This window comes from Mycobacterium sp. E787 (assembly GCF_001668725.1).
GTDB lineage: Bacteria > Actinomycetota > Actinomycetes > Mycobacteriales > Mycobacteriaceae > Mycobacterium.
Map to the genome: position 1 here is coordinate 152,099 of NZ_LZKL01000016.1, position 14,031 is coordinate 166,129.

Annotated in this window: 14 protein-coding genes; 8 read left to right on the top strand and 6 right to left on the bottom strand. The window is 69.8% G+C overall.

Going from position 1 to position 14,031, the window contains the following annotated elements; translation table 11 throughout:
• The first annotated feature begins 13 nt into the window (after positions 1-13).
• Positions 14-454, top strand: a complete 441-nt coding sequence (locus tag A5705_RS02885; protein ID WP_068275254.1) for a DUF1707 domain-containing protein — start codon at positions 14-16, stop codon at positions 452-454.
• A 48-nt stretch (positions 455-502) separates the two neighbouring features.
• Here A5705_RS02885 and A5705_RS02890 read toward each other — a convergent pair whose 3' ends face one another.
• The 3 genes from A5705_RS02890 to A5705_RS02900 form a co-directional block, all read right to left on the bottom strand.
• Positions 503-1,300 (bottom strand): lysophospholipid acyltransferase family protein, encoded by a 798-nt coding sequence (locus A5705_RS02890; protein WP_067874067.1) that lies wholly within the window; start codon positions 1,298-1,300, stop codon positions 503-505.
• A gap of 73 nt (positions 1,301-1,373) precedes the next feature.
• Positions 1,374-1,808, bottom strand: coding sequence for a protease inhibitor I42 family protein (locus A5705_RS02895; RefSeq protein ID WP_067874464.1), 435 nt, complete (start codon positions 1,806-1,808; stop codon positions 1,374-1,376).
• 90 nt (positions 1,809-1,898) lie between these two features.
• On the bottom strand, positions 1,899-2,708 hold the full coding sequence (locus A5705_RS02900) for an SDR family oxidoreductase (RefSeq protein WP_067874064.1): 810 nt from the start codon (positions 2,706-2,708) through the stop codon (positions 1,899-1,901).
• Positions 2,709-2,793: 85 nt separating this feature from the next.
• Here A5705_RS02900 and A5705_RS02905 point away from each other — a divergent pair, with 85 nt between their 5' ends.
• The 7 genes from A5705_RS02905 to budA all read left to right on the top strand — a co-directional run bounded on the left by A5705_RS02905 (position 2,794) and on the right by budA (position 11,906).
• On the top strand, positions 2,794-4,245 hold the full coding sequence (locus A5705_RS02905; RefSeq protein ID WP_156763014.1) for a thioredoxin family protein: 1,452 nt from the start codon (positions 2,794-2,796) through the stop codon (positions 4,243-4,245).
• Between the two features lie 171 nt (positions 4,246-4,416).
• Positions 4,417-6,009: a Na+/H+ antiporter gene (locus A5705_RS02910; protein ID WP_067874058.1), complete on the top strand. Its 1,593-nt coding sequence runs from the start codon at positions 4,417-4,419 to the stop codon at positions 6,007-6,009.
• A 9-nt stretch (positions 6,010-6,018) separates the two neighbouring features.
• Positions 6,019-7,176, top strand: coding sequence for an AAA family ATPase (locus tag A5705_RS02915; RefSeq protein ID WP_068275260.1), 1,158 nt, complete (start codon positions 6,019-6,021; stop codon positions 7,174-7,176).
• 55 nt (positions 7,177-7,231) lie between these two features.
• A complete protein-coding gene (locus tag A5705_RS02920; protein WP_067874054.1) occupies positions 7,232-7,879 on the top strand; it encodes a TetR/AcrR family transcriptional regulator in 648 nt (215 codons plus the stop codon).
• A complete protein-coding gene (locus tag A5705_RS02925; RefSeq protein ID WP_067874052.1) occupies positions 7,872-9,392 on the top strand; it encodes an FAD-dependent monooxygenase in 1,521 nt (506 codons plus the stop codon). Before A5705_RS02920 ends, A5705_RS02925 begins: the two co-directional genes overlap by 8 nt.
• Positions 9,393-9,418: 26 nt before the next feature.
• Positions 9,419-11,110, top strand: coding sequence for an acetolactate synthase AlsS (gene alsS / locus A5705_RS02930; protein WP_067874049.1), 1,692 nt, complete (start codon positions 9,419-9,421; stop codon positions 11,108-11,110).
• Between the two features lie 10 nt (positions 11,111-11,120).
• A complete protein-coding gene (gene budA / locus A5705_RS02935) occupies positions 11,121-11,906 on the top strand; it encodes an acetolactate decarboxylase (protein ID WP_067874046.1) in 786 nt (261 codons plus the stop codon).
• 31 nt (positions 11,907-11,937) lie between these two features.
• On the opposite strand, the gene A5705_RS02940 is transcribed toward budA, so the two are convergent.
• The 3 genes from A5705_RS02940 to A5705_RS02950 are packed head-to-tail and all read right to left on the bottom strand — an operon-like array spanning position 11,938 to position 14,004.
• On the bottom strand, positions 11,938-12,330 hold the full coding sequence (locus A5705_RS02940; protein WP_068275263.1) for a hypothetical protein: 393 nt from the start codon (positions 12,328-12,330) through the stop codon (positions 11,938-11,940).
• Between the two features lie 55 nt (positions 12,331-12,385).
• Positions 12,386-13,057 carry a maleylpyruvate isomerase family mycothiol-dependent enzyme gene (locus tag A5705_RS02945; protein WP_067874040.1) on the bottom strand — a complete coding sequence of 224 codons (672 nt, stop codon included), beginning with the start codon at positions 13,055-13,057 and terminating at the stop codon, positions 12,386-12,388.
• Positions 13,054-14,004, bottom strand: a complete 951-nt coding sequence (locus A5705_RS02950) for an LLM class flavin-dependent oxidoreductase (RefSeq protein WP_067874037.1) — start codon at positions 14,002-14,004, stop codon at positions 13,054-13,056. The genes A5705_RS02945 and A5705_RS02950 overlap by 4 nt, the downstream gene beginning before the upstream one ends.
• Positions 14,005-14,031 lie beyond the last annotated feature (27 nt).

The window sequence follows — 14,031 nt, forward strand, 5'->3', positions numbered from 1 at the left end:
GGAGAAAGTGACCATGACCGTCACGACCGTCCGCGTCGGCAACCGAGACCGGCAGACGACCGCCGATCGCCTGGGACAGGCGCTCGCACAGGGCTATCTGGAGTTGGACGACTACGAGCGGCGCGTGCAAAGGGTGTTCCAGACGCACACAGCCGGGGAGCTCACGGACGTGGTCGCCGACCTGCCGCTCGATCGCATCCGGCGCGCCGATCCCCGCCGCCACGCCGCCAAGGCCGCCGCCGCCCGACTCGGGGTGCGCATCCACCTCGGCGCGTACCTCGCGATGACGGCCATCGTGCTCGCCGTCTGGGCGGCGGTCGCGGTCACGAGCGGCGCGACGTACTTCTGGCCGATCTGGCCCATCCTCGGCGCGGCGATCGGCCTCGTCAGCCACGCCTTGGCCGTCCGGCCGGTCACGAAAACCGCTACACGCCAGGGAGCTTCAACCGCGTGATGCCCGGGCCGCTGTCGGCGCGCGTCGCCGGGCGGATGTGCAACCGGCCTAGCCCAGGATCGGGAAGCGGCGCTTGCGCGCCAGCTCGTCGAGGCACTTCTGCATCAGGCCGCGCACGAGGGCGTCGAGGTGTTCGACGTCGGGGGCCTCACCGAATTCGGCGGTGATGTGGATCGGCTTCAACACCTCGGTGACGATCTTGGTGGGCAGTGGCACGTTGACCGGCGCGAGCACGCTCAGGCCGAACGGCCACCCGAAAGTGATTGGCAGGATGTCGGTTCGGAAGAACTTGCGCTCGAACTTGGTGAGCCGAAGCAGCCGCGACAGCCACGTGCCGCGGCTCAGGTACAGCTGGCCCTCCTGCCCGCCGATGGAGACCGCCGGCACGATCGGCACCCCGGCCTCGATGGCCGTGGTCACGTAGCCGGTGCGACCGCCGAAGTTGATGACGTTCTCGCGCATGCTGGGCCGGTAGACGTCGAAATCCCCGCCGGGGAAGACCAAGACGACGGCGCCGGAGGCCAAGGCCTTGGCCGCGTTGTCGCGGGTCGCCCGGATCACGCCCGTGCGGTTGAGGAATTCGCCCGCGGGTCCGGCGAATATGGTGTCGAACCCCAGCGCAAAAAGCGGGCGCTCGTAGCCGAATTTGTCGTAATAGTCGACGGCGAACACCGACAGGTCGAACGAAGTGAAGCCGCCGGAATGGTTTGACACCACCAACGACGCGCCGGGCGGGATGTTGTCCAGGCCGCGGACCTCGGACCGGAAATAGCGCTTGACGATCGGCCGGGTCAGCGCGACGACGTGCTCGGTCAGGCCGCGATCCCATTTGTCGATGTCGCTCATTCACCGAGTTTCATCCGCACAAATAGCGGTCAATAGGGTATTTGGTCAGCTAGAGCTTGCGACGAACGCCTGGCTACTGCACCGTCACCCTCGCCGTGTACGTGCACGCGGGTTGGGTGTTCTTGCCGACGAAGCTCGTGTACGAGGTGGTGATCGTCGTCGTCCCCGGTTTCAGCGCCGCGAACGTCCACACCTCCGTGCCGGGCGCCCCCAGCGCGTCGGAGGTGGGTTGCACGAACTCGTGGCTGGTTTGCTTGATGACCGTCGAATCCCCGATCTTGGTGTCGATCGCCCACCGGTACGGGGTGGAATAGTTGGAGCCCAGCTTCACCGTGAGCGTGTTGCCGACGGCCAGCGTGACGTTCTGCGTGATGGCGCTCTGCTTCAGCACGTCACCCATGGGGACCTCGAGCGTCTTGCTGTTCGGCGGGTTCCTGGATCCGAAGTGACAGCCCACGGCCATCGACGCCATGAGCACGGCGACCGCCAGGAGCAGCCTGGTCTTCACGAACATTCCCCCTTCGATGCGCCTTCCAACGCCTCCGCACCCTAATATCCCAGCTTCGGCGTTGTCGCGAAGGTGCGCTGGTAGCGGGGGTCAGTGCGACCGTCTGCGGGGGCCGCGCGGCAGATATGCGCGGATGGCGTCGCGGTAGGGCAGTTGACCCGCGGCCAGCTGTTCGCGGAGGTATTGCTCGAAGGTGATGGTTCCGGCGGCGTTTTCCGGGACCAGCAAGGCCCCGGCGCGGATGCCGCCAAACACCTTGCCGGGCAATCGGATCGGGACGACGGGTCGGCGCTTACCGACAATCGCCAGGTAGCCGGCGGCCAGGTCGTCGAGCCCACGCGCCCGCGGGCCGCCGAAGTCCGGGGCGCGCCCGACCGGCTCGCCGAGCGCCAGGTGGGCCAACCGCGCGCCGACGTCGCGCACGTCGACCGGTTGGAACCTCAGGCCCGACGGCAGCGCCATGACCGGCGGTTTCGCGAGCATGCGCAGCACGAAGGCGATCAGGTCGTGGAACTGCGTCGCGCGCAGCACGGTCCAGGGCAGGCCCGACGCGGCGATCGTGCGCTCGTTGGCGAGCATCGTGCGATACAGGGCGAACGGGACACGGTCGATCCCGACGATGGAGACGTAAACCAGGTGCGGCGATCCCGCCTGTTCGGCGGCCGCGACCAGGTGCTCGGTGGGATAGACGCAGTGCACGATCGTGTCGACACCGTTCATCGCCACGTCGAGCCCTGCACCGGTTCGCACGTCGCCGACGACATGTTCGACGTCGGCGCCCTGGTGCGGCCGCCGCCCGCGGCTCAGGACCCGCACGTCTTTGCCCGCGGCGGTCAACTGTTCGACGACGACGCGGCCCACGGTGCCGGTGCCGCCGGTTACCAATACTCGATTCGCCATGGCCTAGGAACCGGGCAGGCGCGCCGGATGTGACAGCAGATCGCTCACCCTGCCAGCCTGCCACGCCGGTGCCTACGATTCGCAAGTGACGTTATTGGCGGCGCGACTGGTCCTGGCGGGAATGTTCACGGTCGCCGCGCTGGCGAAGCTGTCAGATCGCGGTGGCGCGCGGCGGGCGGTGACGGCGTTCGGGGTGCCAAGCGCGGCTGCGGGATTCGCGGGAACGGCGCTGGTCGCCGCCGAGTTCGGCGTCGCGGCGCTCCTGCTGACAGCGCCGCGGACGGGCGCGGTGGCCGCCTTGATCGCGCTCGCCGCATTCAGCGCGGCCGCGCTGGTGAGCCTCTGTCGCGGGCGGCGCCTGGAGTGCCACTGCTTCGGGCGGTTGTCGTCCGGACCGCTGGGGTGGTCCACACTGGCCCGCAATGGATGCTTCGCGGCGCCGGCCGCATTGATGGCTCTCGACGGTCACTTCGCTTGGCTCACAACGACTTTCGCGGTGGTCATGCTCGGGCTGTGGCTCGGCCCCGCGTCGCGCCGGCGGTCTACCGCCACCGGCTTGGCGCTGCCGGGCCGGGACGGCCGGATCCGGACGCTCGAGAGCCTGCAGGACGACCACCGGCCGCTCGTCCTCGTCTTCAGCCAACCCGGCTGCGGCGCGTGCGAGGCGTTGCTGCCCGAGCTGGCCGGCTGGCAACGCGACCTGGCCGGGCGCGTCACCGTCGCACTGATCAACGGCGGTCCCGCCGGCAACCGCGTGCCGACGGAGCTCGTCGACGAGTCGCGGGCGGCGTTTGCCGCCTACGGCATCACCGCCACGCCCAGCGCGGTGCTCATCGACGGCGGCCGCCGGGTGGACACGGCGCGCGGCGCCGACGCCATCGGCGAGCTCGTCCATCGCGCGGCGCAGGCTTCCGGTCGGACCGGGCTGACCCGCCGCGGACTGCTCCGGGGAGCATCGGTGGGCTTGCTTCCCGCCGTCGCGGCCACCGCGGCCGCCTGCGACGGGGGTGGCAAGAACAGCCTGCCGAGCAACATCGACGCCTTCGAGGTCGACGGCGCCTGGTTGTGCAACCAGACCTTCGCGCTCTGCACGACGGCGCCCTGTGTGCCGTCGCCGACCGACCCCGGCATCTCGGTGTGCGACTGCGTCGTCGTCAACGGCTACTCGGTCGGATTCCGCAATTGCAACGACCGGGCACAGTCGGGCAGCAAGGTGCGGTCGGCCTTCTCGACGGTCAACGTCAACGCGAATTTCGGTGTGCTGACCTGCCCGTCGGGGGTGCCGTGGGCCAACTGCCTCGACGTCGAGTGCGAGATCGATCCCAACAACCCGGCGGTGGCCAAGTGCCAATGCCTGACGGTGACGACCGGCGAGTCGCGGACCTTCGCAGGCGGCTGCCAAACCGCCACCTGCACGTCGACCATCTGGTCGGCCGCCACGCCGGACCTGCCGGCCACCGCCCAGTACCGCAAAGGCATGAGCCAGATCGGTCAGCCAGTTAACTTTCCGAAAACCTGTCCGGCGCCGCATCCCTAGGCCGGCGTTTCGGGCCCCGCGGCGCACGGGTCGGTCCGACCCCCGGCCCGACTCGCGAACTCGATAGCGCATGCGCAACCGCTTTCGAGATCCGCCTGGCACCCCGCGCACAGAGCTTGAGGCCCTGACCCACGCGCCGCGCAAACCGCGCGGGTCCGGCAGGATGGGCTGGTGTTTGGCCTCGTCCTGATCGTCGCGCTCGTCTCCACCGTCATCGTGGGGACGGTCATTGGCCGGCGCTACCGCGTGGGCCCGCCGGTGCTGCTCATCCTGCTCGGCGCGCTGCTGGGCCTGATCCCCCACTTCGCGCACATCAAGATCGACGGCGAGCTCGTGCTGCTGCTGTTCCTGCCCGCGATCCTGTACTGGGAGGGGCTGAACACCAGCTTCCGCGAGATCCGGGCGAACGCCCGCATCATCGTGTTCCTCAGCGTCGCCCTGGTGATCGCCACCGCGGCGGCCGTGTCGTGGACGGCACGATCGCTGGGCATGGACCCGCACGCGGCGGGCGTGCTCGGCGCCGTGCTCTCCCCGACCGACGCCGCCGCCGTGGCCGGCCTGGCGAAAAAGCTGCCGCGCCGGACGCTTACGGTGCTCAAGGCGGAGAGCCTCATCAACGACGGCACCGCCCTGGTGCTGTACGCCGTCAGCGTCCACATCGCGGTCGGCGGGTCCGCGATCAGCCCGCTGCAGGTAAGCGGCCGGTTCGTCCTTTCCTACCTCGGCGGCATCGCCGCCGGGCTGCTGGTCGGCGGGGCGGCGACGCTGATCCGCAAACGACTCGACGCCCCGCAAGAGGAAGGCGCCCTGAGCCTGCTCACGCCGTTCGCGGCGTTCCTGCTGGCCCAGGCATTCGACTGCAGCGGCGTGGTCGCGGTGTTGGTCTCGGCCCTGGTGCTCGCCTACGCGGGCCCGCTGGTGATCCGGGCGCGGTCCCGCCTGGAGGCCTACGCCTTCTGGGACATCGCGACGTTCCTGCTCAACGGCTCGCTGTGGGTGTTCGTCGGGGTGCAGATCCCCGGCGCGGTGCGCGGGATTTCCAACGTCGACGGCGGACTTCGCCACGCCGCCTACCTCGCCCTGGCCATCACGGGCGTCGTGATCGCCTCCCGGATCGTGTGGGGCGAAGCGACCACCGCGCTGCTTCGCCTCGTCGACCGCCGGGCGGTGCAGCGTGAGCGCCGCGTCAACTGGCGTCAACGTTTCGTCACCGCATGGTCGGGGTTCCGCGGGGCCGTGTCGCTCGCGGCGGCGGTGGCCGTGCCGACGACCACGCTCAGCGGCGCGCCGTTCCCGGACCGCAGCCTGCTGATCTTCATCGTGGTCTTCGTCATCCTGGTGACCGTCCTGGTGCAGGGCACCACGCTGCCGGCCGTGGTCCGCTGGGCCAAGATGCCCGACGACGTCGCCTACGTCCGGGAACTGGAACTGGCCCGAACCCGCGGCGTCGAAGCCGCCCTCGCCGCGCTGCCCACCGTCGCCGACGAGGTCGGCATCGGCGACGACCTGCGGCGCCGGTTGCAGAAGGAATACGAGGAGAAGGCCGCGCTCGCCCAGGCCACCGAGGACGGTTCGGCGAACAGCCGCCTGCTCAAGGGCAAGGAAAAGGTCCGGCGGGTGCGGCTCGGCGTGCTCGAACACAAGCGTCGCGAAATCACCGATCTGCGAAACCAAAACCTCATCGACGACATCGTGCTGCGCGAGTTGCAAAACGAGATGGACCTCGAGGAAGTGCAACTGCTCGACGCCGCCGACGACCGCTAGGGCGCCCTGATGTTGCAGACGGTCGCCGTCCGCGGGTACCGCTCGCTGCGCGAGGTGATCGTGCCGCTGGCCGGGCTGTCCATCGTCACCGGGGCCAACGGCGCCGGGAAGTCGTCGCTCTACCGCGCGCTGCGGCTGCTGGCCGACTGCGGGCGCGGCGAGGTGATCGGCTCGCTGGCCCGCGAGGGCGGGCTGCAGTCGGTGCTGTGGGCCGGCCCGGAACAGCTGGCCGGCGCCCGGCGCACCGGCAAGGCCCAGGCGACCGTGCGCACCCGGCCCATATCCCTCGAATTGGGCTTCGCCGCAGACGATTTCGGCTATCTCGTCGACCTCGGCATCCCGCAGATGGCGGGCATCAAATCCGCCTTCGCCCGCGATCCCGAGATCAAGCGCGAAGCGGTGTTCGCCGGCCCCGTGCTGCGGAACGCCACGACGCTGGTGCGCCGGACCCGGGATTTCGCCGAGGTGAGCGCCGAATCGGGCCGCGGCTTCGACGAGCTGAGCCGATCCCTGCCGTCGTATCGCAGCGTGCTGGCCGAGTACGCCCATCCGCACGCGCTGCCCGAATTGGCCGCCGTGCGTGAGCGATTGCGCGGGTGGCGCTTCTACGACGGCTTCCGAGTCGACCCGGGATCGCCCGCGCGGCACCCGCAGGTGGGCACGCGCACCCCGGTGCTTTCCGACGACGGCCATGACCTGGCCGCCGCGATCCAGACCATCATCGAGGCCGGCTTCGACGACCTGAGCCGCATCGTGGCCGATGCCTTCGACGGCGCCACCGTCTCGGTCGCCGTCAACGACGGGGTGTTCGATCTTCAGCTCAAACAGCGCGGCATGCTGCGCCCGCTGCGGGCCGCCGAATTATCCGATGGCACATTGCGATTCCTGCTCTGGGCCGCCGCGCTGCTCAGCCCACAGGCCCCGTCGCTGATGGTGCTCAACGAGCCCGAAACCTCCCTGCACCCCGACCTGGTGCGACCACTCGGCTCACTGATCCGCGCCGCCGCCGGCCAGACGCAGGTCGTCGTGATCACGCATTCCCGCGCGCTGTCCGAGGCCGCCGGCGAGAAGGCCGTCGAGATCGAGCTCTACAAGGAGTGGGGCGAGACGCGCATCGCCGGCCAGGACCTGCTGACGACGCCGCGCTGGGACTGGGGCAAGCGCTAGAACTTGCCCGTCAGGCAATCTTGCCCGCCGTGCAAGTTTCGCGTACGTTGGGCGCATGCCCGACCAACCGACCGGACTGCGCGAGCGCAAGAAGGCCGACACCCGGCGCGCGCTCAGCGACGCCGCGCTGAACCTCGCGTTCGAGCGCGGGCTGGAAAACGTCACGCGCGACGAAATCGCCAGCCTGGCCGGGGTGTCGCTGCGCACCTTCAACAACTACTTCAGCGGCAAGTACGAGGCGCTGGCCTACCGGCAGACCGAACGGATGCGCCGCGGCATCGCGGCGCTTCGGCAACGCCCCGCCGACGAACCGCTGTGGACGGCACTCAGGCACGCGGCGCTACAACCCCTGGAAGAGGATTTCGACGACTTCTACGGTGCCGAGAATCAAGTGCCGAGCCGCCGGGAGCTTGTCGAAGTCCGCAAGCTGCTGATGAACTCGCAGGTGCGTAACGCCTTGCCGCAGCAACTTTTTGACGAGCTGATCGAGGTCATCGCCGAACGCACCGGCACCGACCCCGAACACGACCTGTACCCGCGACTGGTGGTGGCCGTCGTGCGCGCGATCGGCGACGCGGCGGCCGAGGCCTACGTGCGCGCGGCTCCGCCGGTGGCCATCACCGACCTGGTCCGCGACGGCTTCGCCGCAGTCAGCGCCGGCCTGCCCGAGCCCACCAAACCCGAGGAGCCACAGCATGACTGAACACGCCGACATCGTCATCGCCGGCGCCGGCCCCAACGGACTGATGCTGGCCTGCGAGCTGGCAATGAGCGGCATCCGGCCCGTAGTGCTGGATCCATTGCCCGGGCCCAGCCCCGAGCCCAAGGCCAACGGCCTCATCGGACACGTGGTTCGGATGCTCGACATGCGCGGCCTGTATCAGGTGTTCACCGGCGACCCCAACCCGCCCCAGCCCGTCCACGGGTGGATCTTCGCGGCCATGACGCTGAACTTCTTTGGCATGCCGGACAACCCGATGTACGCGCTGGCGATCCAGCAGCCCCGCGTGGTGCGGCTGCTGGAGAAGCGGGCGCGCGATCTCGGGGTCGACGTGCGCTGGGGGCACGAATTCACCGGCCTGCGTCAGGGACCGAAGTCCGTTGAGCTGACGGTGTCCTCGCCGGAGGATGAGTACCGCATCGCCGCCGGGTATCTGGTGGGCGCCGACGGCGGCCGCAGCCTGGTCCGCAAGACCGTCGGCATCGACTTCCCCGGCTACACATCGCAGACCGTCGGCCGGCTCGCCCACGTGCACATCCCCGACGGGCTCCGCCGCGCCGACGGCGGCCTCGACGTCCCCGGATTCGGCCGGATCGCGTTCGGCCACAACCGGTTCGACAACGGAGGCGTGATCTTCGCCGAGTTCGAACCCGGCCGCTCGCTGTTCGGCACCATCGAGTTCTCGCCCCCCGTCGAGGACACGCCGATGAGCCTGGACGAACTGCGCGCCAGCGCGCGCCGCATCCTCGGCGTCGACCTCCCCCTCGAGGAACCGAAAGGCCCCGGGCCGCATGCCCTTCGCCGCATCAACGGCCAGAACACCCGCCACGCGGAGCGCTACCGCGACGGCAGGGTGCTGCTGCTCGGCGACGCCGCCCACGTGCACAGCGCGATGGGCGGGCCAGGCCTGAACCTCGGCCTGCAGGACGCGGTGAACCTGGGCTGGAAGCTCGCGGCCCACCTCAACGGCTGGGCGCCCGCCGGATTGCTCGACACCTACGAGTCCGAACGCCACCCCGTCGGCGAGCGCGTCATGATGCACTCGCTGTCGCAGACCGCCCTCATGGCGCCCGGGCCTGAAGTCGCCGCGCTACGAACGCTGATAGGCGAGCTCTTCGCGATCCCCGACGTCGCCCGGCACATGGCCCGCCTGCTGGCCGGCACCGACGTGCGCTACGACGTCGCCGACGACCACCCGCTGTCGGGCTGGCCGGTGCCCGAGCTGACCCTCGAGGACGGCCGGCGTGTCGAGGAACTGCTGCGCGACGCCCGACCGGTCCTGCTCGATCTCGGCGGCGGCGTGGGCGCCACGTCGCGCGGGTGGGCCGATCGCGTCGACGTCGTCGAGGCGACCGCCGCCGACCGCCCCGCCGCGGCGCTGCTGATCCGGCCCGACGGCTACGTCGCCTGGGCGGCCGACGCGTTCGGGACGGCCGAGCAAGACGGTCTGCGGGACGCCCTGCGCCGCTGGTTCGGGCACGAGTCGAGCGGATAGCCGAGCCAGCGACCAGACTGGGCGGCATGGCCCCCACGAATCCCGGTGCACCGGCGCGCAGCGCGCAGAAGATCGTCGACGTCCTGTCCGCGCAGGGAGTCGAGTACATCTTCGGCGTGCCCGGAGCCAAGATCGACGCCGTCTACGACGCCCTGGTCGACGGCGGCCCAACACTGGTGGTTTGCCGACACGAACAAAACGCGGCGTTCATGGCCGCTGCGGTCGGCCGGCTCACCGGCAACCCGGGGGTCGTGCTGGTGACGTCCGGTCCCGGCACCGCCAACCTGGCGACCGGCCTGCTCACCGCGACCACCGAACAGGATCCGGTGGTCGCGCTGTGCGGGGCGGTGCGCCGCGAGGACCGGCTCAAGCGCACCCACCAGTCGATGGATGCCGCCGCGATGCTGCGCACGGTCACCAAGTTCACCGGCGAGATCAACGACCCCGACAACGCCGTCGAGGCCACCATCGGCGCGTTTCGCGCCGCCGCCAGCGAGCCGCGGGGGGCCGCCGCCGTCGTCCTGCCCGCCGACGTGCTGGCCGCCCCCACATCGGAGGGCATCACGGCCCGTCTCCCGATCCCGCCGCTGGGGGCCGCCCCGGCGCAGGCCGTCGCCCGGGCGGCCGAGCTGATCCGCGCCGCGCAGCGCCCGGCGCTGCTGGTCGGGATCCGCGGCGCCGACCCGGACAGCTGCGCGGCGCTGCGCGAACTGGTCGCCGCGACCGGGCTGCCCGTCGTTGAAACCTTTCAGGCCGCGGGGGTGATCTCCCGCGCCCTAGAGGGTAACTTCCTCGGCCGCGTGGGCCTGTTCCGCAATCAGCCCGGCGACGTCATCCTCGACCACGCCGACGTGCTCGTCACCATCGGCTACGACTCCGTCGAATACGACCCGGTGCAATGGAACAACGACCCCAGGCTGCGAGGGCGCACCATCATCCACATCGACTCGGTGCCCGCCGACATCGACAACCACTATCAGCCGGCGCTGGAACTGCTCGGCAACGTCGCGACCACCCTCACCGACCTGACCGGCAAGCTGGCCGGCCTCAGGCTCACCGCCGAATACCGCGGCCAGATCGACACCCAGCGAAAAGCCTTGGCCGACATCGACAACGCCGCACGCGACGACGTTCCGAGCGGGCCCGGACTCAATCCCGTCGCGGTCGTGCTGCGCCTGCGCGAGGAACTCGACGACAACGCCACGATCGCGTGCGACATCGGCTCGGTGTACATCTACATGGCGCGCCACTTCCGCGTCTACGAACCCAGGCGGCTGCTGTTTTCCAACGGCCAACAGACCCTCGGCGTGGCCCTGCCGTGGGCGATGGCCGCCTGCCTGGTGCGGCCCGGCACCCCCGTCGTGTCGGTGTCCGGCGACGGCGGATTCCTGTTCTCCGCACAGGAACTCTCGACCGCGGCCCATCTGGGGCTGACATTCACCCACATCATCTTCCGGGACAACACCTACGACATGGTCGGCTTCCAGGAGGTCCTGAAATACCGGCGCAAGTCCGGCGTGCAACTCGCCGACTACGACATCGTCAGCTACGCGGCGGCTTTCGGCGCCCGCGGTTACCGGGTGAAAACTTTGGAAGAGTTCGGCGCCACCCTGCGCGGGGCGCTGGCCGAGGAGGGCCCCTCCCTGATCGACGTCCCGGTGGACTACAGCCGCAACACCGACCTCGCCGCGCACCTGCACGACGACCCCTTCGAGTGAGACGGGAAAGATGAGCAACGCATACGATCGATTCCGCCATTGGGCCACCAGCATTCTCGGTCACCACCATGACGACGAGGTGTACCAGTTCTCCACGATCAGCGCCCTGCTCGACGGCGTCTACGACGGCGACGCCACCGTCGCCGACATCCTGCGCCACGGCGACTTCGGCCTGGGCACGTTCAACCACCTCGACGGCGAGATGGTCGTCCTCGACGGCGTCTGCTACCGGCTGCGCGCCGACGGCACCGCCACCCGGGCCGCGCCGGCCGACCGCACCCCGTTCGCTGCGGTCACGCGGTTCCACGGCGACTTCGAGATCCCGGTTCAAGCGCGCACCGGGCGCGCCGAGCTGACCGAGGCGATCGATCGCCAAATCCAAAGCCCGAACCTGATTTACGCGATCAAGATCACCGGGCGCTTCGCCGAACTGCACACCCGGACGGTGATGGAGCAGAAACGGCCCTATCCCCCGTTGACCGAGGCGACCGAAGAGCAGGCCGAGACCGTGTTCACCGACGTGTCGGGCACGGTGGTCGGGTTCCGCACCCCCGACTTCGAACAGGGCATCTCCGTGGCGGGGTACCACCTGCATTTCCTCAATGACGATCGCACCGCCGGCGGGCATGTCCTCGACTTCGGCCTCGAGCGCGGAACGGTCGCGGTCAGTGGCGCCTCGCAATTGCACCTGAGCCTGCCCACCTCCGGGGCCTTCCTCGGTGCGCAGCTGTCCGGTGACGACCTCGCCGAGCGGATCGGCAAGGCGGAGGGGCCCAAGGGTGGGGATTCGAGTTGACGAACCGCGGTCGGTCGGGACAAAGTGTCCGCTACATGACCGGCTGGTTGAAATCGATCCGAAACCTCTTCGGCTTGTCGGGATCAGCGCGCACCTGAACAGTCATGCCGGGCTGTGCGGCGGCCAACTCTTCGGGTTCGAATTGTCTATACACGCTTTTGATGTACGGTTCGCTGCCGGGGATATGCACTTCCAGTTCGACCGTGCCCCATACCTGGCGGAGGCCCGAAGCCGCTTTGAGTGATAACACCTGCGCAGATCCTCTGAGCGTCGCCCGTTCATCTGGCGGCTCGGCGGGAGACATGCGGTTCCAAACCCAGCCGGTCAGGAAAGGGATTGCCAACGCCGCGACAACACATGCGACCGCGATTGCGATGGTCCGGGGATCGCTGGGCAGGCGACCGGCCAGGTGCACCTGGTTCATCGGCGCATGCTAACACCGACCTCGCCACGCCGATCCCGAACGGACCCGCGGCCCGTCAGCGGAAGATGTTGACACTCTCGGGGAGTCGCAACAACGCAGCATCCCCCCGGCCCGTCGCGACGAGCAGAAAATCGTGCGCCGCAATGCCGGTCTGACGCGTGAAGTCCTCAGCCGACAGGTCCAACAGCCGCGCGATCGCCGGTTCCGCGGCGGCGGCCGCGTCCCGCAGCAATGCGCCGAGCACGAAGTCGAGGCTGGCGTACAGGCCCGGCCCGGTATCGGACGGCAGGCCGAGTGCGGCACGAACGTCGTCGCCGTGCACGTACGCGTCGTTCAGCAGCGCGTGCACGCCCTGGCCCACAGTGAGCCCGGGCACCGGGCTGGGTGACGCCCACACCGCGTCGTCGAACACCGTCGCAAGCCGCGCCACCGCTTCACTGGCGGCATGCAGCCGCGCCGCGAGCGAGCCAGGGGCCTCGCCACGCAGGGCGGCGGCCTGGTCGTCGGGTGTTCGGGTGCCGATCGCGCCGCTGACGGTGTCGACCGCCTGCCCCACCAGGTGGCCGGCGATATCGCGCACCTGCCACCCGTTACAGCGGGTTGCACGGGTCCAGTCCAAAACATCCAGCGCGCCAAGGATTTCAGCGAAAGAACGATATTCGTCGAGTAGGCCGCTGACGGTCCGCTCGCGCACCGGTCCCGGCCGCTGGATGGGCGGGGTGCTCATCGCAACGCCTCCCCGACGGCGCGCAGCCGGTGCAGCTGCTCGACGAACCCGTCCGGGCCCAGCACGCCGACCCGGCAGACCAGGTGCCTGGCGCCGGCGTCGAGGTAGCTCGCCAGCCGGGCTGTGACGGCCTCGGGTGTCCCCGCCGCATACGTCTGTATCTGCTCGACGGCCTCGATGCCGAAACCGTATGTCCGGGTGGCGAAATGATCCAGCGCCGCCCGGCCACCGTCGGCGTCCTCGGTGACCAGCACGGTGACGAACAGCGCCGGCGTCACCTCATCGGCGATGCGACCGGCGCGCGTGGCCGAGGCGCGCACCTCGGCCAGGCCCGACCGATAGCCCTGTGGCGTTGGCGGATACGGCAGCCACCCGTCGTAGAGACGGCCGGCGCGGGCGCGGGCGCCTGGGGTGTCCGCGGCCAGCCACACCGGCGGGCCGGATTCACCGAACGGCGTGATGCCGGCCGGGATATCGTCGAGATGCAGCACGGCGCCATGAAACGAACTGGGTTCCTTGGCATTCCACAGTTGTCGCCACAATGCCACGGTGTCGTCGAGGCGAGCGAACCGCCGGGGCCACGGCACCTCCGAGGCGGCATACTCCACCTCGGACAGGCCCGGAAAGCCCGCACCGGCCGCCACCGCCAGCCGCCCGCCCGACAGCCGGTCGATGGAGGCCAGGACGTGCGCGGTCTGCACCGGCCGGCGCAGCACCGGCTGCAGGGCGGCGGTACCCAGCGTGATCCGATCGGTGACGGCGGCCGCCGCCGACAGGAACGTCAGCGCTTCGATGCGGGGCCTTACCAGCGAGTCGTTCGCCCACAGCGAGTCGAAACCCAGATCCTCGACGACGCGCGCGAAGTCGAGGAGCCGGCGTAGATCGGCGCCGGCCCAGGGCTCGGCAGCCAGGGGCGGCATGACGCCGAGGCGGAGTGGCTCTTCCATGAGGCGATGGTGGCGCCGACGGTGATG